At 66.8% G+C, this 21055-nt stretch carries 15 protein-coding genes; 5 read left to right on the plus strand and 10 right to left on the minus strand.

Translation table 11 applies throughout. The annotated features are described in order from the left end of the window. Window positions 1-194: 194 nt before the first annotated feature. The 5 genes from HLA98_RS16300 to lpdA all read left to right on the plus strand — a co-directional run bounded on the left by HLA98_RS16300 (window position 195) and on the right by lpdA (window position 8273). Entirely contained in the window at window positions 195-1610 is a 1416-nt protein-coding gene (locus HLA98_RS16300) for a ribosomal protein uL16 3-hydroxylase (protein ID WP_057500655.1), read from the plus strand. Window positions 1611-1618: 8 nt separating this feature from the next. Beyond that, complete coding sequence (locus tag HLA98_RS16305; RefSeq protein WP_057500656.1) at window positions 1619-2515, plus strand: GNAT family N-acetyltransferase; 897 nt, start codon at window positions 1619-1621, stop codon at window positions 2513-2515. A 186-nt stretch (window positions 2516-2701) separates the two neighbouring features. Continuing rightward, window positions 2702-5533, plus strand: coding sequence for a 2-oxoglutarate dehydrogenase E1 component (locus HLA98_RS16310; RefSeq protein ID WP_057500657.1), 2832 nt, complete (start codon window positions 2702-2704; stop codon window positions 5531-5533). Between the two features lie 40 nt (window positions 5534-5573). Beyond that, entirely contained in the window at window positions 5574-6773 is a 1200-nt protein-coding gene (sucB, locus tag HLA98_RS16315; RefSeq protein WP_049449173.1) for a dihydrolipoyllysine-residue succinyltransferase, read from the plus strand. A gap of 63 nt (window positions 6774-6836) precedes the next feature. Next, window positions 6837-8273 carry a dihydrolipoyl dehydrogenase gene (gene lpdA, locus HLA98_RS16320; RefSeq protein ID WP_057500658.1) on the plus strand — a complete coding sequence of 479 codons (1437 nt, stop codon included), beginning with the start codon at window positions 6837-6839 and terminating at the stop codon, window positions 8271-8273. 115 nt (window positions 8274-8388) lie between these two features. Here lpdA and HLA98_RS16325 read toward each other — a convergent pair whose 3' ends face one another. The 10 genes from HLA98_RS16325 to HLA98_RS16370 form a co-directional block, all read right to left on the minus strand. Beyond that, entirely contained in the window at window positions 8389-8628 is a 240-nt protein-coding gene (locus tag HLA98_RS16325) for a hypothetical protein (RefSeq protein WP_232015502.1), read from the minus strand. A gap of 5 nt (window positions 8629-8633) precedes the next feature. Further along, window positions 8634-8846: a hypothetical protein gene (locus HLA98_RS16330; RefSeq protein WP_005410275.1), complete on the minus strand. Its 213-nt coding sequence runs from the start codon at window positions 8844-8846 to the stop codon at window positions 8634-8636. A 214-nt stretch (window positions 8847-9060) separates the two neighbouring features. After that, entirely contained in the window at window positions 9061-10653 is a 1593-nt protein-coding gene (locus HLA98_RS16335; protein WP_057500660.1) for an alkaline phosphatase D family protein, read from the minus strand. Continuing rightward, on the minus strand, window positions 10653-12896 hold the full coding sequence (locus HLA98_RS16340) for a TonB-dependent receptor family protein (protein ID WP_057500661.1): 2244 nt from the start codon (window positions 12894-12896) through the stop codon (window positions 10653-10655). Before HLA98_RS16340 ends, HLA98_RS16335 begins: the two co-directional genes overlap by 1 nt. Window positions 12897-13069: 173 nt before the next feature. Beyond that, window positions 13070-14500: a replicative DNA helicase gene (locus HLA98_RS16345; RefSeq protein ID WP_010486827.1), complete on the minus strand. Its 1431-nt coding sequence runs from the start codon at window positions 14498-14500 to the stop codon at window positions 13070-13072. 212 nt (window positions 14501-14712) lie between these two features. Next, window positions 14713-15273: an NADPH-dependent FMN reductase gene (locus HLA98_RS16350; protein WP_053443285.1), complete on the minus strand. Its 561-nt coding sequence runs from the start codon at window positions 15271-15273 to the stop codon at window positions 14713-14715. A gap of 66 nt (window positions 15274-15339) precedes the next feature. Beyond that, entirely contained in the window at window positions 15340-17283 is a 1944-nt protein-coding gene (gene asnB / locus HLA98_RS16355; protein WP_057500662.1) for an asparagine synthase (glutamine-hydrolyzing), read from the minus strand. Between the two features lie 3 nt (window positions 17284-17286). Continuing rightward, window positions 17287-19566, minus strand: a complete 2280-nt coding sequence (locus HLA98_RS16360) for a transketolase C-terminal domain-containing protein (protein WP_057500663.1) — start codon at window positions 19564-19566, stop codon at window positions 17287-17289. A 77-nt stretch (window positions 19567-19643) separates the two neighbouring features. Beyond that, window positions 19644-20300: a glutathione S-transferase family protein gene (locus HLA98_RS16365; RefSeq protein WP_057500664.1), complete on the minus strand. Its 657-nt coding sequence runs from the start codon at window positions 20298-20300 to the stop codon at window positions 19644-19646. Between the two features lie 97 nt (window positions 20301-20397). Then, window positions 20398-20946: a GNAT family N-acetyltransferase gene (locus tag HLA98_RS16370; protein WP_057500665.1), complete on the minus strand. Its 549-nt coding sequence runs from the start codon at window positions 20944-20946 to the stop codon at window positions 20398-20400. Window positions 20947-21055 lie beyond the last annotated feature (109 nt).

Raw genomic sequence — 21055 nt, forward strand, 5'->3', positions numbered from 1 at the left:
CCGCCCGGCCCAGCCCATGAAGCCGGTCGACTAACAGTCGACCCTACCAGGAGCCCGCCACGAGGGGCTCCGCCGTTGGCCGGACACCCCGCGACAAACCCGCGCACGTGCGCAATCCCCACGAACGGCGGACAATGGAACCCTTGGCGGCCCGCCGCGCCGCCCCTCCCGCTTTCCGCTGCAAGGATTCCCCCATGGCCGCCCGCAAGTCCTCCGCCCCCCTGATCGAAGTCACCGCCCGTCCCGGCCAGCCGCTGGGCATGGCGCCGGCCACCTTCCTGCGCGATTTCTGGCAGAAGCGCCCGCTGCTGATCCGCAACGCCTTCCCCAACTTCCAGACCCCGGTGCAGCCGGAAGATCTGGCCGGGCTGGCCTGCGAGGAAGGCGTGCTTGCGCGCCTGATCGAGCACGACAAGACCCAGGACGGCTGGCGCGTGCGCACCGGCCCGTTCCAGGAAGACGTGTTCCCCGCCCTGCCCGACCACGACTGGACCCTGCTGGTGCAGGACGTGGACAAGTGGGACCCGGATGTGCGCGCCCTGATCGAGCACTTCAGCTTCCTGCCGCGCTGGCGCATGGATGATGTGATGATCAGCTTCGCCGCTACCGGCGGCTCGGTCGGCGCCCATGTCGACCAGTACGACGTGTTCCTGCTGCAGGCCCACGGCCACCGCCGCTGGCAGATCGATGCCAGCGAATCGATCAAGGGCAAGCAGCCGCCGCTGGGCTTCCGCCCGGACGTGGAGCTGAAGCTGCTGAAGGTGTTCAAGCCGACCCACGACTGGGTGCTGGCGCCGGGCGACATGCTGTACCTGCCGCCGAACGTGCCGCACCACGGCGTGGCCGAAGATCCGTGCCTGACCTTCTCGTTCGGCATGCGCGCGCCGTCCTCGGCCGAGTTGATCAGCGATTACCTGGACACCCTGATTGCCGATGCCGACGAGAACATCCGCTACCAGGATGCCGAGCTGAAGGTGCCGGCCGATCCGAACGAAATCGACACGGTGGCGATGGCACGCGTGATCACCGCGCTCAACGCCATCCGCATGAACGACCCGGACAAGCTGGGCGACTGGTTCGGCCGTTTCATCACCACCTACCGTGCAGCGGGCGAAGTGATGGCCCACCAGGCCGCGCCGGCCCCGGAGGAAGTGGTCCAGGCCCTGGCCTCGGGCCTGCTGCTGCAGCGCCACCCGTGGGCACGCCTGGCCTGGCGCCGGGCCAAGCGCGGCGCCAGCCTGTACGTCAGCGGCCAGGACTTCGCGCTGCCGGTTAAGGACGCCCAGCGTCTGGCCGGCGCCGAACAACTCGATGCCACCGCCTACCGTGGCCTGTCCGACAAGGGCCGCGCGGTGGTCCAGCAGCTGCTGGTCGGTGGCGTGTTCCAGCTGATCGATCCGAATGAGGTGTATGACGCTGAAGATGAGGATGACGGCGAAGACGCCGTGGTGCTCGGCGAGGTCGTCGAAGGCCGCGACCGTGTCGACGCGATCGACGCCGACGCGGTGTCCGACGATGTCCACACCGTGACCGTGCACGACGACGGCATCGAGGTCATCGTCAACTTCGAGGATCACGACGAAGACGACAGCGACGACGGTCGCGCCTGAGCCTTGCCATGATCCGGGTCCAGCAGGTCAGCCACGCCAACGCCCACGTCGCCATCCACGACGTGCGCCAACGCGTGTTCGTGCAGGAACAGGGCATCGCCGCCGAGCTGGAACGCGATGCGCTGGACCCGGTCAGCGCCCATGTGCTGGCGCTGGATGCCGACGGCCAACCGGTCGGCACCGGCCGGCTGGCCCCGGATGGCCGCATCGGCCGCATGGCGGTGCTGGCCAGCCATCGCAGCCGCGGGGTTGGCGAGGCCCTGCTGGAGGCACTGGTCGAGGCCGGGCGCCGCCTCGGCCTGGCCGAACTGCACCTGCACGCCCAGCTGCCCGCCCGCGATTTCTATGCCCGCCAAGGCTTCCTGCCCGAAGGCGAGGTGTTCGAGGAGGCCGGCATCGGCCACCAGCAGATGCGCCGCCGGCTGAGCGCCGCGAGCGCCATCGACAGCCGCGCCGAGGCGGTGGCCATCACTACGGCCATCATCCACCGCGCCCGTCGCCAGCTGTGGCTGCACAGCCGCCAGCTGGACCCGGGGCTGCTCGACGCGCCCCCGGTACAGGCGGCACTGCGCCGCTTCGTCACCGCCCGCCACGACAAGCAGCTGCGGGTGATCGTGCACGATGCCGCTGCGATCGCGTCTGCCGGGGCACCACTGCTGGCGCTGGCCCAGCGCCTGCCCAGTGTGATCCAGTTCCGCGAGGTCAGCGACCCGGTCGACCGTGCGCTGGCCTCGGCCTGCCTGCTCAACGATGCGGGCGACTTCTACTTTCGTCTGATCGGGCATCGGCTTGACGGCGAGGCCGGCATCGCGCTGCCGGCACGTTCGCAGCCGTTCGAGCAGCAATTGCAGCGCGTCTGGGACCGTTCGCGCGATTGCAGCGAACTGCGCGCGCTCGGCATCTGAGCGCGCACAGCCGGCTCAACCTGTCTGGAAGCGGCACCGGGGGACGCGGGATACCTCTGGTGGTGCCCCTTCGTGTCCGGTTGGGGGTACAATTTGGCTGTTTGAACGCGCCCGCGCAGGGCTATTCATCTTCCTGCCGGGTCCTTCTGAAGCCATACCCCACAAAGCGAATCAACACCCTCCATCGTGGACAATCAACTGAAGCAGTTTGCGCAATCTTCGCAACTCGCCGGCGGCAACGCCTCCTATGTCGAGGACCTGTACGAGCAGTACCTGGTCTCCCCGGATAGTGTCGATCCCAAATGGAAAACCTACTTCGACGGCTTCAAGGGCCGTGAAGCAGGTGACATTCCGCACTCGGCCGTCATCTCCCACATTGCGGACGCGGCCAAGGATGCGCTGAAGGCCGGTACCGGTAACGGTGCAGGCGACGAGCGCGAGCGCAATGTCGGTCGTCTGATCACCGCCTACCGTTCGCGCGGCCACCTGGACGCCCGCCTCGATCCGCTGGGCCTGGCCGCACCGGTCAACACCCCGGACCTGGGCCTGCCGTTCCACAGCCTGTCCGATGCCGACCTCAACAGCGAGTTCAGCACCGGCGGCGTCGGCGGCCAGCCGCGCATGAAGCTGCGCGACCTGCTGGCGCGCCTGAAGGCGACCTACACCGGCTCGATCGGTGCGGAGTTCATGCACATCTCCGAGGTCGAACAGCGCCAGTGGATCTACAAGAAGCTGGAAGCGGCCGGTGGCAACTACCAGCTGGACGCTGACACCCAGCGTCGCACCCTGGAGCGCCTGACCGCGGCCGAAGGCCTGGAGCGCTACCTGCACACCAAGTACGTCGGCCAGAAGCGCTTCTCGCTGGAAGGCGGCGACTCGCTGATCCCGATGATGGACACCATCATCCGCAGCGCCGGCAAGGATGGCGTCAAGGACGTGGTGATCGGCATGGCCCACCGCGGCCGCCTGAACGTGCTGGTCAACACCCTGGGCAAGAACCCGCGCAAGCTGTTCGACGAGTTCGAAGGCAAGTTCGAGCACGACGAACACGCCTCGGCCGGTGACGTGAAGTACCACATGGGCTTCTCCGCCGACGTCGCCACCGATGGCGGCCCGGTGCACCTGGCGCTGGCGTTCAACCCGTCGCACCTGGAAATCGCCGACCCGGTCGTGGCCGGTTCCGTGCGTTCGCGCCAGGAGCGCCGCAAGGACACCGCACGCAAGCAGGTCATGCCCATCCTGATCCACGGCGACGCGGCCTTCTCCGGCCAGGGCGTGGTCATGGAACTGTTCCAGATGTCGCAGGCCCGCGGCTTTGCCGTCGGCGGCACCGTGCACATCGTGGTCAACAACCAGGTCGGCTTCACCACCTCCAACCCGCTTGATACGCGTTCCACGCGCTATGCCACCGACGTGGCGAAGATGATCGCCGCCCCGGTGCTGCACGTGAACGGCGATGATCCGGAAGCGGTGGTGTTCGCCGCGCAGCTGGCCTTCGAGTTCCGCCAGAAGTTCGCCAAGGACGTGGTCATCGACCTGATGTGCTACCGCCGTTGGGGCCACAACGAGGCCGACGAGCCGGCGATCACCCAGCCGCTGATGTACCAGGTGATCCGCAAGCATGCCACCACCCGCGAAATGTACGCCGAGCAGCTGGAAAAGGCGGGCGTGATTGCCGCCGGTGCCGGCAAGGCGATGGTCGATGCCTACCGCGAGAAGCTGGACGCCGGTGAAGTGACCACCGAGCTGGCCAAGGTCGAGAAGACTCCGCCGACCAGCCCGCTGTTCGTCGATTGGCCGAAGCTGCTGGAAGGCAAGCTGTCCGACCCGGTCTCGACCAAGGTGGAGAAGAACAGGCTGGTCGAGCTGGCCAAACTGATCAACACCATCCCGGAAGAAGTGCAGCTGCACTCGCGCGTGGCCAAGGTCTACGACGACCGCCGCAAGATGGCCGCCGGCGAGATCCCGGGCGACTGGGGCTTTGCCGAGAACCTGGCCTACGCCACCCTGCTCGACGAAGGCAATGCACTGCGTCTGGTCGGCCAGGACGTGGGCCGCGGTACGTTCACGCACCGCCACGCGATCCTGCACGACCAGAAGACCGACAACTACTACATGCCGCTGCGGCAGCTGGTGGATTCGCCGGAGAAGGCCACCGTCATCGATTCGCTGCTGAGCGAAGAAGCGGTGATGGCCTATGAGTACGGCTTCTCCACCACCGATCCGAACACGCTGTGCATCTGGGAAGGCCAGTTCGGCGACTTCGCCAACGGTGCCCAGGTCGTCATCGACCAGTTCATCGCCGCCGGCGAAGCCAAGTGGGGCCGCATCTCCGGCCTGACCCTGCTGCTGCCGCATGGCTATGAAGGTCAGGGCCCGGAACACAGCTCGGCGCGCCTGGAGCGCTTCCTGCAGCTGTGCGCACTGGAGAACATGCTGGTGGTGGTGCCGTCGACCCCGGCGCAGGCCTTCCACATGCTGCGTCGCCAGCAGCACCTGACCACCCGCAAGCCGCTGGTGGTGATGTCGCCGAAGTCGCTGCTGCGCCACAAGCTGGCCGTGTCGACCCTGGACGAGCTGGCCAACGGCGAGTTCCAGCACCTGATCGGCGACGCCAATGCGGACGCCAAGAAGGTCAAGCGCGTGGTGCTGTGCTCGGGCAAGGTCTACTACGACCTGCTGGAAGACCAGACCAAGCGTGGCCAGGACGACGTGGCGATCATCCGCGTGGAGCAGCTGTATCCGTTCCCGCGTGCGCTGCTGGCTGCCGAACTGAAGAAGTACGGCAAGGCCACCGACGTGGTGTGGACGCAGGAAGAACCGCAGAACCAGGGAGCGTGGTACCAGATCCGCCACCATCTGCAGTTCTGCCTGGCCGATGGCCAGAACCTGCACTACGCCGGTCGCGCACGCTCGGCTTCGCCGGCTGCCGGTCACATGGCTGACCACGTCCGCGAACAGCAGCAGCTGGTCGCCGACGCACTGGTCAACCCGTTCAACGACACGTTCGCTGAATAATCCTCCCCCTATTTAGAAGACAAACCAGGAAGCTCCCGCAATGGCCACCGAAGTCAAAGCCCCGGTACTGCCCGAATCCGTCGCCGACGGCACCATCGCCACCTGGCACAAGAAGGTGGGCGACGCCGTCAAGCGCGACGAAAACCTGCTTGACCTGGAAACCGACAAGGTCGTCCTGGAAGTGCCGTCGCCGGTCGACGGCGTGCTCAAGGAGATCAAGTTCAAGGAAGGCGATACCGTGACCTCCAGCCAGGTCGTGGCGATCATCGAAGAAGGCGCCGTGGCTGCCGCCCCGGCCCCGGCCGCTGAAGAGAAGAAGGCTGAAGCCGCACCGGCCGCCGCTGCTCCGGCCGCTGCCGCCGCTCCGGCTCCGGCTGCCAAGTCGGCCGCCGACACCCTGCCGCCGGGCGCCCGCTTCACCGCCATCACCGAAGGCGTGAACCCGGCCGACGTCGACGGCACCGGCCGTCGCGGCGCGGTGACCAAGGAAGACATCGTCAACTTCGCCCGCAACGGCGGCGCCGGCAAGGCCGGTGGCGCACGCCCGGAAGAACGCGTGCCGATGACCCGCATCCGCAAGCGCATCGCCGAGCGCCTGATGGAGTCGAAGAACTCCACCGCCATGCTGACCACCTTCAACGAAGTCGACCTGTCCAAGGTCTCGGCTGCGCGCAAGGAGCTGCAGGACGAGTTCGTCAAGGCACACGGCATCAAGCTGGGCTTCATGAGCTTCTTCGTGAAGGCCGCTGCCAACGCGCTGCAGCGCTTCCCGCTGGTCAACGCCTCGATCGACGGCGACGACATCATCTACCACGGCTACTCGGACATCTCGATCGCCGTCTCGACCGAGAAGGGCCTGGTCACGCCGGTGCTGCGCAACGTCGAGCGCATGTCGTTCGCCGACATCGAGAAGACCATCGCCGACTACGCCAAGAAGGCCCGTGACGGCAAGCTGAGCCTGGAAGAACTGCAGGGCGGCACCTTCACCGTGACCAACGGCGGCACCTTCGGTTCGCTGCTGTCGACCCCGATCATCAACCCGCCGCAGAGCGCCATCCTGGGCATGCACGCCATCAAGGAGCGTCCGATCGCCCAGAACGGCCAGGTCGTGATCGCGCCGATGATGTACCTGGCGCTGTCGTACGACCACCGCATCATCGACGGCAAGGACTCGGTGCAGTTCCTGGTGGACATCAAGAACCAGCTGGAAAACCCGGGCCGCATGCTGTTCGGCCTGTAAGAAACCTCCCGCCCCTCCGCGCCTGCGCGGAGGGGTTCTGGTAATGCATCAAGGAATAATTCAATGGCTGAACAATTCGACGTCGTCGTCATCGGTGCCGGCCCGGCCGGTTACCACGCTGCCATCCGCGCGGCCCAGCTGGGCCTGAAGACCGCCTGCATCGACGCAGCGCTGGGCAAGGACGGCAAGCCGGCCCTCGGCGGCACCTGCCTGCGCGTGGGCTGCATCCCGTCCAAGGCGCTGCTGGATTCCTCGCGCCAGTTCTGGAACATGGGCCACATCTTTGGCGACCACGGCATCAGCTTCAAGGATGCCAAGATCGACGTCGAGGCGATGATTGGCCGCAAGGACAAGATCGTCAAGCAGTTCACCGGCGGCATCGGCATGCTGTTCAAGGCCAACAAGGTCGCCGCCTACTACGGCTTCGGCGAACTGCAGCCGGGCAACGTGGTCAAGGTCACCCAGCATGACGGTTCCATCGTCGAGCTGAAGGGTACCAACGTCATCATTGCGGCCGGTTCGGACTCGATCGAACTGCCGTTCGCCAAGTTCGACGGCGAGACCATCGTCGACAACGTCGGCGGCCTGGACTTCACCGAAGTGCCGAACCGCCTGGCGGTGATCGGCGCCGGCGTGATTGGCCTGGAACTGGGCAGCGTGTGGAAGCGCCTGGGCGCTGAAGTCACCATCCTGGAAGCACTGCCGGAGTTCCTGGCCGTGGCCGACGCCGAAGTGGCCAAGACCGCAGCCAAGGAATTCAAGAAGCAGGGCCTGGACATCCGCCTCGGTGCCAAGGTCTCCAAGACCGAGATCACCGGCAAGGGCAAGAAGAAGGAAGTCGTTGTCACCTACACCGACAGCGAAGGCGAAAAGGCCCTGACCGTGGACAAGCTGCTGGTGGCAGTCGGCCGTCGCGCCGCCACCAAGGGCCTGCTGGCGGAAGGCACCGGCGTCAAGATCAACGAGCGTGGCCAGATTGAAGTCGACGCGCACTGCCACACCGGCGTCAATGGCGTGTGGGCGGTCGGCGACTGCGTGCGCGGCCCGATGCTGGCGCACAAGGGCTTCGAGGAAGGCATCGCGGTGGCTGAGCTGATCGCCGGCCTGCCGGGCCACGTCAATTTCGACACCATTCCGTGGGTCATCTATACCGAGCCGGAACTGGCATGGGTCGGCAAGACCGAAGCCCAGCTGAAGGCCGAAGGCATTCCGTACAAGGCCGGCAGCTTCCCGTTCGCCGCCAACGGCCGTGCCGTGGCGATGATCGAACCGGCAGGCTTCGTGAAGATCCTGGCCCATGCCGAAACCGATCGCATCCTCGGCATGCACCTGGTCGGCGCCAACGTCTCCGAACTGGTGCACGAAGGCGTGCTGACCATGGAGTTCAGTGGCTCGGCCGATGACCTGGCCCGCATCTGCCACGCCCACCCGTCGCTGTCGGAAGTGATCCACGACGCGGCGATGGCAGTCAGCAAGCGCGCCATCCACAAGGCGAACTGATCTGCATCCGGGTAGGTGCCGACCGCTGGTCGGCACGCGCCTGCAAACGAAAAACCCCGCCTCGGCGGGGTTTTTCGTTGCCCATTTTCGTTTAGAGCCAAGCCCACGCTCGGCTCTACACCTTGGCAGCCGGCTTCTTCGGCGGATCGTCGCAGATGCGGTGTTGCACTACGGCCTCACCAATCTTCCATTCCTTCACCACCTTGCAGCGCTCCTTGACTTTCGGCACAGAAACCGCTGCAGCATTCGCCTCGTCAGCCGCAGCGGTCTGCTGGCGCTCCAGCCACACCGATGGCGGTGCTGGAGGTGAAGCCACGACGGGCGCAGCGATCAGTGCCAGAGCGGTCAACAGCATGACCCTCATGCGGCAACCGGCCCGCCGCCGAGCAACCGTGCCGGCAGCATGAACAGCGCACGCAGGAAGGCAAACAGCGCCGAGAAGGTGATGCCGACCAGACGGAACGGCAGGCTCAGCAGCCACACGAACGGCCAGGCGATCAGGGCGAGGATCGCCAGCGGCCAGCACAGCACGAACAGCAGGCACCACACACCGAGCGCGAACAGGGTCTTCATCACGGTCTCCTTGTGGCGGCACCCTGCCGCCTGCGGACACCTTGGCGCCCCGTCCCGCCGCCGACAAACGGTTTGCGACGAAACCGGGCTGGGGGCGATGAAACCGATCCAGCGCTGTTGTAGAGCCGAGCCCACGCTCGGCTGCTCATGGGAATGCGCCGACCAACGGTCCGCGACCACCGGAGGCAGAGAGCAGCCGAGCGTGGGCTCGGCTCTACAAGAGCTGCACCGCGCCCGGGCGGCCATGGGCCACCTGGAAGCGCGCCGCGGTGCGCACTGCGGCATCCGCGCGCAGCACGCTGTCGGCGAAGCGCAGTTCGGCATCCACGGCCTGCCGGTTCAGCTGCAGCTTCCACCAGCCGCGGCGGTCGCCGTCGAAGTAGCGGATATGCGGATTCTGCGGAATCGACGGACCGTAGTACGGGCCGTACGGTGTGTCGTCGCCGCCACTGCTGATCGCCGGGGCGATGAATTCGGTGGCCACGATCGGCGCGCGGGCCGCGTCGAAATCCAGCTTCAGGTCGTTGACGAAAGTGGAATGCCAGTCACCGCCGAGCACGATGGCATTGCCCCGCCCGCCCGCCTGCAAGGCCTGCAGCAGCCGGTTGCGTGCGGCGGGATAGCCATCCCAGGCATCGTTCCAGAAGCGCTCGCGTGGCGTGCCACCGTCCAGCCGCAGCTGCGCCATCAGCAGCTGCTGCACCACCACGTTCCAGCGCGTGCCCTGCGCGGCGGCCATCGACTGCGCGAACCACGCCTCCTGGCCCGTACCGAGCATGCTCTTGCGCGGATCCAGGGCCGCTTCGCAGCGCGGTGACTCGCCTACACCACAGGGATTGGCCGGGCGGAACTGGCGGCAGTCCAGCAGCGTCAGCTGCGCCAGATCGCCATAGCGCAGCCGCCGGTGTACACGCAGGCCGCCATTGCCAGCAGGCGTGCTGCGCATCGGCAGATGTTCGTAGAACGCACGGTAGGCCGCCGCGCGCCGCACGATGAAGTCTTCGGCCGAGACGCCGGGCTTCTCAGGATGGATGCCGGAGTAATCGTTCTGCACCTCGTGGTCGTCCCAGATCACTGCGAACGCGTGTGCGGCGTGCGCGGCCTGCAGGTCGGGATCGAGCTTGTACAGCGCGTACTGGTCGCGGTAGCGCTCCAGGCTCACCGTCTCGCCACTGAAGCGCGCCGCATCCAGCGTGCTGTCGCGCGCGTTCTGCAGCGGGCTGTATTCGTACAGGTAGTCGCCGGCATGCAGCACCAGGTCGACGTCACTCTGCGCGATGTCGCGCAGCACCGGGTAGTAGCCGCTGTTCCAGGCCTGGCAGGTGCACAGGGCCAGCCGCAGCTGCTGCAGCTGCGTGTCCAGCAGCGGCGCGGTACGGAAATGGCCGACCGCGCTTTCCTCGTCACCGTCGCAGGCAAAACGGTAGTAGTAATCGCGGCCTGGGCGCAGGCCATTGACCTCCACGTGCACCGAATGGGCCAACTCGGGCACAGCGGCAGCGACACCCCGTTGCACCAGCCGACGCATGCCGGGGTCTTCGGCCACGAACCAGCGCACCGGTACTGCCCGCGACGGCATGCCGCCGCCATTGAGCGGGTCCGGCGCCAGTCGCGTCCACAACACCGCACCCTGCGGATCCGGATCACCGGCAGCGACACCGAGGGTGAACGGATCACGGCCAAGCCGCGGCCGCGGGCCGGCCGTGGCCAGCCCCGGCATCGCCGCCAGTGCGATCGCCGCCCCCGTGCCTTGCCACGCCATGCGCAGCAGGCGACGACGGCTTGCCGGATCCACAGGCCCGCGCATCAGAAGTGCACGGTAGCGGTGGCCATCACCTGCCGCGGCGCGCCGACCTGCATGGTCGCCAGACTGCGGGTCGGATCGGCGGCGTAGGTGCCGTTGGTGTTGATCGAGGACAGGTAGCGCTTGTCGGTCAGGTTGGTCAGGTTCAGCGCCACGGTCAGGTTCTGCGCCGGGCCGAGCTTGCCGAAGTCATAGGCCACCGAGGCGTTGACCAGCCAGTAGCTCGGCACCGACACATCGTTGGTATAGGTCACGTAACGCTTGCCGACATGGTTGGCGGCCAGGCGCAGGTCCCACGGGCCCGGCGTCCAGGCCAGGGTGCTGGCGAACATCCATTCCGGGGTGTCGACGGTCGTCTTGCCGCGGGTCGGCACCACACCGTTGTTCACGTAGTCGTTGTCGTAGGTGCTGTCATTCCACGACAGTGCGTTGGACCAGGTCAGGTCCTGCATCGGCTTCAGCTGCAGGGTCGCCTCGGCGCCGCGGCTGGTCACCGAACCCACGTTGGAGAACAGCGCCGGGCAACCGAGGATGCCCACGCACTGCGCGATGGCCAGCAGGCGGTTGTCGAACTTGACGTCGTACACCGCCACCGAGGCTTCATAGCCCTGGCCATAGCCGCGCCAGCCCAGTTCGATGGTGCGCGACTGTTCCGGCTTCAGGCTCTGCGCGCTGGCGTCGAACGCGGCCTGCGGCACGTTGAACGGGCTGCCCACGCCCAGCGCGTACGCGGCCACGTTCTTGGCGAACGAACCGAAGATCTCGTTGCCTTCGTTGAGCTTGAAGTTGAAGCCGGCCTGCGGCAGCAGGCCCTTCTTCGAGGTCAGGCTGCTGTTGTTGGCATAGCTGCCCAGCGGCGTGCGCACGCGGGTGCGGGTGTGCGGCGACTTGGCGCCGATGTCGATGGTCAGGCGGTCATCGAACAGGCGGAAGCGGTCCTGCACGTAGAACTGGCGGGTGATGGTGGTGTAGCGCTGGTGCCACACGCGCTGGTCCGGGTTGCGCAGGAAGAAGTCGTCGGTGATCGGGCCGTCGATGTAGTAGAAGTTGCGCTGCACGCTGTGGCCGTTGTCCTCGTACCAGAGGCCGGCTTCCAGTTCGTGGCCACCGACGTTCCAGGTGAACGCCGAGGTCACGCCGGTGCGGTCGATCGCATACTCGGTGGTGCGGATCGAGATCGGGATCTCGCGGCTGGTGCCCGGGTTGGATGGATTGGACGGGCTGAACCAGTGACCCTGGCCGCGGTTGCTGTGGTTGTAGACATTCACCTTCAACCGCATCGAATCGTTCAGGCCGAAATCGCCGGCGATGCTGGACAGGTCATCGTTGCGCAGGCCGTGGCCGGAGTAGTACGCATCCCACGGGCTGTTGACGCCACCCGTGTACTTTCCGCGTGCCGCGGCAACCGCGCGATCCCAGTCCGGCGCGTAGTTGTCCCAGTCCCAGCCGAGGCGATCGATCATCTCCAGCGACAGGTCCTGGTAATCGGCCTCGACGCGGCGCGAGCCGTTGAACAGCGCGGTGATCCTGCTGTCCGTTCCGAAGTTGTAGGTGGCCTTGCCGTTGAACTGCTTCAGCTCCTGCGAGCCCTTGCCCTTCCACTTGTCACCTTCCGAGTACGCGCCGGACAGGTAGGCCGCAAAGCCCTGGTGGTCGCCGGTGTCGAGGCGCGCATAGCTGCGGCGCGCGTTGTCGCTGCCGAAGCCCTGTGCCAGAACCACGCCGTATTCAGTGGACGGATCGATCGAGTAGAACTGGAACACGCCGCCAAGGTTGCTGGTGGACGGCGTACCCAGCGCGCCAATGCCGGTGGAGACCTCCGCACCGCCCAGGTTCTCGCTGATCACCGCGCGGCTGATGTGCAGGCCGTTGCTGTTGCCGTAGGCCATGTTGCCCAGCGGGATGCCATCAAGGGTGTAGCCCAGGCGGTTCTGGTTGAAGCCACGCAGGCTGATGGTGGTGGACCATTCGTAGGCACCGGTGGCGTCGGCCGATTCGAAATGCACGCCCGGCTTGGTCGCCAGCAGCTTCAGCGGGTTGGCACCCGGCGGCAGGATCTTCATGTCCTCGGCGGTCACGCGCTGCACCTGGCGGGCTTCGCCGCGGCCGATCACCGAGATCGAATCGAGCGTGGTGGCCGACGGTGTGTCGATGGCGGGGGCGGTTTCAGCGACAGCCAGCGACGGCAGCGAAGCACAGACCAGCAGGGCCAGCAGATTGCGGCGGAGCGGAGCGTGGGACGGCATGGGGGCGGATTCCTCGGGCACGCTGGACGCCGAAGGGCGGCGTCGAAGGGCAGCAGCGGCGGAATCGTAGAAGCGTCGCGTTACATGTCATTTACACGCCACATACGGAAGATTGGCGTTTTGAATGGTTTGCCGGCCGTGGGGCGGTTGCCGGCCAGCGGCCGGCACTACGGTTATTCGAATGAACCGACCGAATCGTGGGCCAGGTTGTCGAAGCGGGTGTATTCGCCGAAGAACTTCAGCTTGCACGAGCCGGTCGGGCCACCACGGTGCTTGCCGATGATGATCTCGGCCAGGCCCTTGTCCGGCGAATTTTCCTTGTTGTAGTAATCATCGCGGTAGATGAAGACGATCATGTCCGCGTCCTGCTCGATTGCGCCCGATTCGCGAAGGTCGGCCATCACCGGACGCTTGTCGGTACGTGTTTCCAGCGAGCGGTTGAGCTGCGACAGCGCGATCACCGGCACGTGCAGTTCCTTGGCCAGGCCCTTCAGCGAACGCGAGATCTCCGAGATTTCGGTCGCGCGGTTCTCGCTGTTGCCCGGCACGCTCATCAGCTGCAGGTAGTCGATCACGACCAGGCCCAGGTCATGTTCGCGCTTGAGCCGGCGGCACTTGGAACGCAGCACTTCCGGCGACACGCCGGGCGTGTCGTCGATGAAGATCTTGGTTTCCTTCAGCATCTTGATCGCGCTGGTGACGCGGCTCCAGTCCTCGTCTTCCAGCTGGCCGGTACGCAGGCGCTGCGCGTTGATGCGGCCGTTGGAGGAAATCAGGCGCATCGCCAGCTGCGATGCCGACATTTCCATCGAGAACACCGCCACGCCCTTCTTCGACTTGATCGCCGCGTACTCGGCGATGTTCAGTGCGAAGGTGGTCTTGCCCATGGCCGGGCGCGCGGCAAGGATGATCAGGTCGGTCGGCTGCAGGCCGGAGGTCATCGCATCGAAATCGTTGTAGCCGGTCGGCAGGCCGGTGATGTTGCCGCCGTTCTCGAAGCGGCTGCGCAGCTCTTCGAAGGCATCCTTCAGAGCACCGGGCATCGCCACGAAATCGGTACGGCCGCGTGCGCCCTGTTCGGCGATGGCGAACACGCTCTTCTCCGCCGATGCCAGCAGCTCGCTGCTCTCACGGCCCTCGGGCTGGAAACCATCGTTGACGATGTCGGTGCCCACCTGGATCAGCTGCCGCAGCACTGCCTTGTCACGCACGATCTCGGCGTAGGCCACGATGTTGGCTGCCGACGGCGTGGTACTGGCCAGCTCGATCAGATAGGCACCATCGCCCACCAGTTCCATCTTGCCCTGCGATTCGAACCACTCGCCCAGGGTCACCGCATCGAACGGCCGCTCGCGCTCGGACAGCTCGCGGATCGCGCGATAGATCATCTGATGGTCGCGACGATAGAAATCGCCTTCGGTCAGCTGGTCGTTGACCCGGTCGTAGGCCTCCGGGGCCAGCATCAGGCCACCCAGCACCGCCTGCTCGGCTTCCACCGAATGTGGCGGTACCCGCAACTGGTCGATGCGCGACTCGTCGCGATCGCGATCAAAGCCATCACCGCGCTCTCTGCGGTTGGAACGGAAGCCGGGGCGAGCGGACATGCTGCGGTGTTTCCTGCAAAAGTGGGCCGGACGAGTGTAGGCATGCGCCGACCCCGGCGGCCATGGACAAGCCTGTGGATAAGCCGTGGAGAAACGGGGTATATCCGCCGGTGGCTGGCCAGATTGGCGTGGGGGCGTCGCACTGCCTGCGACGGGCGCCGTTGCGGCACCCGAGCGAGCATTATCGCAGATGGGGGTGGCAACCGCTGGCGTCAATCGCCCTTGACGTGAACCGCGATCAGCGCCAGGAAGCGGTCCACATAGCCCTGCAGGAACTTCTGCGTGCCTTCGTTGTGGACCGTACCGTCGGCATCGATCAGGCCGTCCTTGAAATGAATGAACGCCTCGGGCTGGCCGAGCACGTGCATGTCCAGGAAGGCCAGGCTGTTGCGCAGGTGCTGCTGGGCCACGGCGGTGCCGATCTGGCCGATGGAGGCGCCGATCACCGCCGCAGGCTTGCCGGCAAACGCACTGTCGCCATACGGGCGCGAGCCGATATCGATGGCGTTCTTCAGCACGCCCGGCACCGACCGGTTGTATTCGGGGGTCACAAACAGCACCGCGTCGGCAGCGCGCACCTGATCCTTCAGCCGGGTGCCCTGCGGCGGGTACTGGCCATCGAAATCCTGGTCGTACAGCGGCAGATCACCGATCTGCACGTACTGGAAGCGTGCACGGTCGCCGGCGATCTTCTCCAGCGCATGGGCCAGCCTGCGGTTGCAGGACTCCTTGCGCAGGCTGCCGACGAACACGGCGATGGTGGGGACGGACATCGGGACATTCTCCTCATGGTGCGGGAGACCCAGCCTAGTCGCCGGGCCCGTGCAGACCGGTGAAGATCAGCCGCCCGTCACGCCCGCACGCACCTGCCGCCAATGTGCCTGCCAGGCCTGGAACATCAGCACGTTCCACAGATGGGTATGCCACTTGCGCTGGCCGCCGAGGAACTGCTGCCACAGCGGCTGTACCGCAGCCGCCGACAGCACGCCCTCCCGCTCCAGCCGCGCCGGCTGCAGCAGGTCTTCAGCCCATGGCCGCAGGTCTCCCTTCAGCCAGTCACTGACCGGCGCGCCGAAGCCACGCTTGGGCCGGTGCACCATCGACTGCGGCACATAACGGCCCAGCACGCGCTTGAGCAGCACCTTGCTGGTGGTTTCACTGCGCTTGAAGCCCAGCGGCAGCGACCAGGCGAACTCGGCCACGCGTGAATCCAGCAGCGGCGCACGTGCTTCCAGGCTGACCGCCATCGAGGTGCGGTCGACCTTGCACAACAGGTCATCCGGCAGGTAGGTCACGTAATCGGCCAGCATCATCGCGTCGGCCGGTGTGCCGGCACCGTGCAACGGGTCGGCCAGGTCATAGAAGCAGCCCGCGGCCTGCGCCCCGGGCACTGCCGCCGCCGGGTCGCGCCAGCGCGAGATGCGGTTGCGGTACACGTCGCCGATGCCACGCGCGCCGGACTCGGCCAACAGCGCGGCCAGGCCGCCGGTACGCGAGGCCTCGCCCTGCTGCTGGGAGCGTGCGCCCATCCAGCGCCGCAGCGGCCCCGGCACACGGCCCAGCATCTGCCAGTTGCGCAGCGCGCGCACATAGCGGGTATAGCCGAAGAACAGCTCGTCGCCACCATCGCCGGACAGCGCGACGGTCACGCCCTGCCGCGCCAGGCGGGCGACCAGTGCGGTCGGCACCTGCGAGGCATCGGCAAAGGGTTCGTCGAACATCGCCGGCAACTGCGGCACCACCGCCAATGCATCGGCACCGCTGACGTAGAGTTCGGTGTGGTCACAGCCCAGATGCGCAGCCAGTTCCCTGGCCAACGGCGCCTCGTCGTGGCCCGAACCGGTGAAGCCGATACTGAAGCTGTGCACCGGCTGTCCGCTCTGTGCCTGCATCAGCGCGGCCACCAGCGACGAATCGGTGCCGCCTGACAGGAACACGCCCACCGGCACGTCGGCCACCATGCGCAGCGCCACCGCGTCCCGCAGCAGCCCGTCCAGCTGCTCCTCGGCTTCCTCGATGCGGCCTTGGAACGGCGCGGCCAACGCCGCCTGCATGCGTGCACGCGCATCCCAGTAGGGGCGCTGCGCCTGTTCAGGGCGGTGCGCCGATGCGCCCGCCGCTACGGCTTCGGCATCCAGTCGCAGCACGCGGCCCGGCATCAGCTTGTAGCAGCGCTGGTGGATGCTGTGCGGGGCCGGAATGTAGTCCAACCGCAGCAACAGGGTCAGTGCGTCGCGGTCGATGTCGTTGTCGAAGGCCGGGTGCTGCCACAGCGCCTTCAGCTCGGAACCGAACACCAGAGTGTTACCGGCCCAGCCGTAGTACAGCGGCTTCTTGCCGACGCGGTCACGGGCCAGCCACAGGCACTGCTCCTGGCGGTCCCACAGCGCGATGGCAAACATGCCGTTGCAGCGCTGCAGGGTGTCCTCGATGCCCCATTGCAGGATCGCTGCCAGCAGCACCTCGGTATCGGAGTGGCCACGGAAGGTGTGCCCCAGCGGCTCCAGTTCGGCACGCAGGGCGGCGAAGTTGTAGACCTCGCCGTTGTAGGCCATCACGTAGCGACCATCGTACGAGGCCATCGGCTGGTGGCCCAGCGGCGACAGGTCGAGAATGCTCAGCCGGCGGTGCGCCAGCGCGATGCCTGCCCCGGCATCGACCCAGCTGCCGCCATCATCCGGCCCGCGGTGGTGCAGCGCCTCGCCCATGGCCAGGACCTGCGCCTGCAGCACCTCGGCCGACGCCACAGGCGCCGGCAACAACATTCCCGCCAATCCACACATGCATCAAGGTTCCTGCGCCAGTTCAAGGGCGGCGCCAATCACCGCATTGTCGCTTGGAAGCCCGAACATTGCTGCCCCCGCCAGCGGGGTATAGGTATCGGCACCGCAGACCCGGCGCAGCGGCAGATGGCTGAAACCGGCCTCGACCAGTGCGGTCACCACGCCCTCGCCCACCCCGCCACTGTGGCGACCCTCGTCCAGCACCAGCACCCGCCGTGCACTGGCCGCCTGGCTGGCGATGAAACCTGCATCCAGTGGCACCAGCCAGCGCAGGTCGACCACCCGCACCTGCCAGCCCAGCTGCTGCTCGATCGCCCGCGCCGCGCGCAGCGCCATCGGCACGCCGTTGCCATAGGTGTAGACCACCAGGTCGCCTGCCTCCGGCGCATAGACCCGCCCCTCGCCCGGTACCAGCGCCTGGCCCTGGGCCGGGTAGTCGAACAGCCACTGGCCATCGCCCGGCTCATGCAGGTCCTTGCTCATGTACAGCGCGATCGGCTCCAGGAACACCGCCACACGTCCATCCACCCGGGCCAGCGCCGCCAGTGTGCGCAGCATCATCACCGCATCGTCGCCACGCGACGGGCAACCGACCACCAGGCCGGGAATGTCGCGCAGCGCCGTGATCGAATTATCGTTGTGGAAGTGGCCGCCGAAGCCCTTCTGGTACCCCAGCCCGGCCACCCGCACCAGCATCGGGTTGCGGTACTGGTCATTGGAGAAGAACTGCAGCGAACACGCTTCGCCGCGCAGCTGGTCGATGGCGTTGTGCAGGTAGGCCAGGTACTGGATCTCGGGAATCGGCAGCATGCCCATGTTGGCCAGGCCCTGCGCCATGCCCAGGATCATGGTTTCGTCCAACAGGGTGTTGAACACCCGGCGTGGGCCGAAGCGGCGCAGCAGATCCTTGGTGACGGTGTAGACACCGCCCTTCTGCGCGACGTCCTCGCCGAACAGCAGGCTCTGCGGATACTTCGCCAGCAGCTCCTGCAGGCCGTGGTTGATCTGGATGGCAAGGTGCCGTGGTGCCTGTCGCTCGGGCAGGGTCTCCGCACCGCCATACAGAGCTTCGCGCGTCTCGGCGGACACCTCGCGGCGTGCTTCGGCCTGCACCGCCGTTGGCGTGTACGGCGCCAGCGGCGCCATCACTTCCTGCAGCGACTGCAGCGTCGGGCGGCCTTCGGCGTCGGCAGCCGCCGCCATGCAGCGCGCGCGCATCGTTTCGTAGGCCACTTCGATGGCAGCCGCATCCATCCAGCCCGATTCCATCGCGATCTGCGCCGAGCGCAGCAGCGGATCCTGCGCCTCGGCCGCGCACAGCTCCGGCAGCGCGCGCCATTCCACTTCAAAGTCGGTGCCGGCGTGGCCCATCAGGCGCGTGGTACGCAGATGCAGGAAGGTCGGCCGCCGCGTGCGCCGGCAGTGGTCCACCGCGGCCTGCACCTGGGCGTGCCCGGTGGCCAGGTCCAGCCCATCGGCGAAGAAATAGTCGAGCCCCGGCTGGCGGCCGAAGCGCTCGGCAATCCAGCCTTCCGGCGTCTTCACCGAAATGCCCAGCCCGTTGTCCTCGCAGACGAACAGGACCGGCGCCGGCAGCTTCTGGTAGGCCGACCACATCGCGGTATTGAACGCGGTCTGCGCGGTGGCATGGTTGGCCGAGGCATCCCCGAACGAGCACAGCACGATGCTGTCGGCGGGAATCGGCAGCACCTGCCCCAGCCGCTTGCCACTCTCGATGGCCAGCGCGGTGCCCAGCGCCTTCGGCAGGTGCGAAGCAATCGTCGAGGTCTGCGGCAGCACCCACAATGGCTTGCTGCCCCACACCTTGTGGCGGCCACCACTGGCCGGATCATCCGCGCTGGCGGCGAAGGACAGTGCGGCATCGCGCAGCGGATCGATGCCCGGCACCTGGCGCGAACGCTCGGCCATGAAAGCACCGGAGCGATAGTGCAGGAACGCTGGATCGGTATGCCGGCAGGCCCGCGCCAGCAGCGCGTTGCCTTCGTGGCCGGAGGAACCGATGGTGTAGAAGACCTTGTTCTGCACGCGCAGCACGCGTGCCATCAGGTCCAGCTGGCGGCTGGCCAGCTGCGACTCGAACAGTTCACCGAAAGCAGCGGCGGTGAGCGTGCTGCCCGGCAGGATCGGCGCGTCCGGTGCCGGGCGCGATCGCGGGGTGCCGCGCCAGCCACGCACCGCATCGAGGAAGTTGACGTCGCATACCTCGGCGCGGTTGAGCGCGCGCATGCGTGCGGGAATCGGATCTGGAACCACAGCGAACATCGAACACCCTCCGTGTCGTTGTTGCATTCCGCCGGGCATGGCCCGGCGCTACCCTGTGGGGGTCACCCTGGTGAGAATCACGCGGCCTCGAAACGCGAGCGCACTTCGGCGGTCACTGCCGGCATCGGCAGGAAGCGCGGCTGCTCACGCACGCGCTGCAGCCAGGCGCGAACTTCCGGGAACGGCTGCAGGCTGATGCCGCCCTCGCCCGCCACATCGGTATAGGCAAACAGGGCGATATCGGCAATGCCGTATCCGATGCCGGTGAACCACTGCGCCTGGCGCAGGTGCTGCTCCATCACCGCCAGCGCGGTGGCGGCGCGTTCATGCAGGCGCGGCAGTTCGGCGCGGCGCGGCGAATCGGGTGCGGTCCAGCCGCGGATGAAGCGCGCCACTGCCACGCACGGCTCGTGCGTGTACTGCTCGAAGAACATCCAGCTCAACGCCTGCGCGCGCTCCCAGCCATCGGTGGGCAGGTACGGCGTGCCTTCGGCCAGCCAGAACAGGATCGCGTTGGATTCGGTCAACACGCGGCCATCGTCGCGGACGATGAGCGGCACCTTGGCATTCGGGTTGAGCGCCAGGAATTCGGGGGTATGGGTCTGGCCGTGGGCGCTGTCCACTTCCACCCAGCGGTAACGGCTGCCGAGCTGCTCCAGCAGCAGGCGGACCTTGTGGCAATTGCCCGAGACCGACATGCCATGCACCGTCAGCGGGACGCGCTCTTCCACCATTGCCTGCTCCATCACATCCGGCCGGCGGCCGGCTGCGTGCAGTCTGGCAAGCGCGTCTGTGAATGCCAAGCGCGGGTGCAGCATGGCGGGCTCGGCTCTACAACGGCGAACGGCGCTGTCGCCACTGCGCGCGCGACTGGCCCCAGATCTGCATCGGCTTGTCGTTGTACGGCGCTGGCAACTCCCCCATGCGCAGCATCGTGCTGCCGAGCTTGCGCGCGACCGCCCGCGAGTTGTCGTTGTTCTCGGCGATGGTGTGGATCACCTCGTCCCATCCGAGCGTGTCAAATGCCCAGTCGATCGCGGCGACCGCCGCCTCCGGCGCATAGCCCCTGCCCCAGCTGGCATGACGGATGCCCCAGCCCACTTCGGTACCGGGCCAGTCCTGCGGCTGCCACGGGCCCATCCGCCCGATCCATTCGCCGCTGGATTTCTCGATCACGCTGAACATCGAGAAGCCGAACAGCTGCCAGGCGCCAGCCAGGCTGCAGAAGCCACGCCAGGCCACCGACGGCGGCTGCACGCCACCGAGGGTGCGCATCGTTTCCTCGTCAGCGCAGAACGCCAGATACGGCTCGTAGTCCTCGCGCAGCAGCGGGCGCAGGATCAGGCGTTCGGTTTCAATGCGCAGGTCGAAGATGCTCATGCCGGCTCCGTGTCGAAAGGAGCATCCATGATGGTGGATTCGCGCCCCGCGCGGATGAATTTTGCCGGCTGCAACGAAACGGGCCGGCATGAGCCGGCCCGTCGGGTAC

The sequence above is a fragment of the Stenotrophomonas africana genome, from assembly GCF_013004645.1.
Lineage (GTDB): Bacteria > Pseudomonadota > Gammaproteobacteria > Xanthomonadales > Xanthomonadaceae > Stenotrophomonas > Stenotrophomonas africana.

Bases quoted from the DNA above. Each gene is read 5' to 3' on its own strand.
- HLA98_RS16300 (WP_057500655.1), top strand. From the start codon at position 195: ATGGCCGCCCGCAAGTCCTCCGCCCCCCTGATCGAAGTCACCGCCCGT.
- HLA98_RS16305 (WP_057500656.1), top strand. From the start codon at position 1,619: ATGATCCGGGTCCAGCAGGTCAGCCACGCCAACGCCCACGTCGCCATC.
- sucB (WP_049449173.1), top strand. From the start codon at position 5,574: ATGGCCACCGAAGTCAAAGCCCCGGTACTGCCCGAATCCGTCGCCGAC.
- lpdA (WP_057500658.1), top strand. From the start codon at position 6,837: ATGGCTGAACAATTCGACGTCGTCGTCATCGGTGCCGGCCCGGCCGGT.
- HLA98_RS16325 (WP_232015502.1), bottom strand. From the start codon at position 8,628: ATGCTGTTGACCGCTCTGGCACTGATCGCTGCGCCCGTCGTGGCTTCA.
- HLA98_RS16330 (WP_005410275.1), bottom strand. From the start codon at position 8,846: ATGAAGACCCTGTTCGCGCTCGGTGTGTGGTGCCTGCTGTTCGTGCTG.
- HLA98_RS16335 (WP_057500660.1), bottom strand. From the start codon at position 10,653: ATGCGCGGGCCTGTGGATCCGGCAAGCCGTCGTCGCCTGCTGCGCATG.
- HLA98_RS16340 (WP_057500661.1), bottom strand. From the start codon at position 12,896: ATGCCGTCCCACGCTCCGCTCCGCCGCAATCTGCTGGCCCTGCTGGTC.
- HLA98_RS16345 (WP_010486827.1), bottom strand. From the start codon at position 14,500: ATGTCCGCTCGCCCCGGCTTCCGTTCCAACCGCAGAGAGCGCGGTGAT.
- HLA98_RS16350 (WP_053443285.1), bottom strand. From the start codon at position 15,273: ATGTCCGTCCCCACCATCGCCGTGTTCGTCGGCAGCCTGCGCAAGGAG.
- asnB (WP_057500662.1), bottom strand. From the start codon at position 17,283: ATGTGTGGATTGGCGGGAATGTTGTTGCCGGCGCCTGTGGCGTCGGCC.
- HLA98_RS16360 (WP_057500663.1), bottom strand. From the start codon at position 19,566: ATGTTCGCTGTGGTTCCAGATCCGATTCCCGCACGCATGCGCGCGCTC.
- HLA98_RS16365 (WP_057500664.1), bottom strand. From the start codon at position 20,300: ATGGTGGAAGAGCGCGTCCCGCTGACGGTGCATGGCATGTCGGTCTCG.
- HLA98_RS16370 (WP_057500665.1), bottom strand. From the start codon at position 20,946: ATGAGCATCTTCGACCTGCGCATTGAAACCGAACGCCTGATCCTGCGC.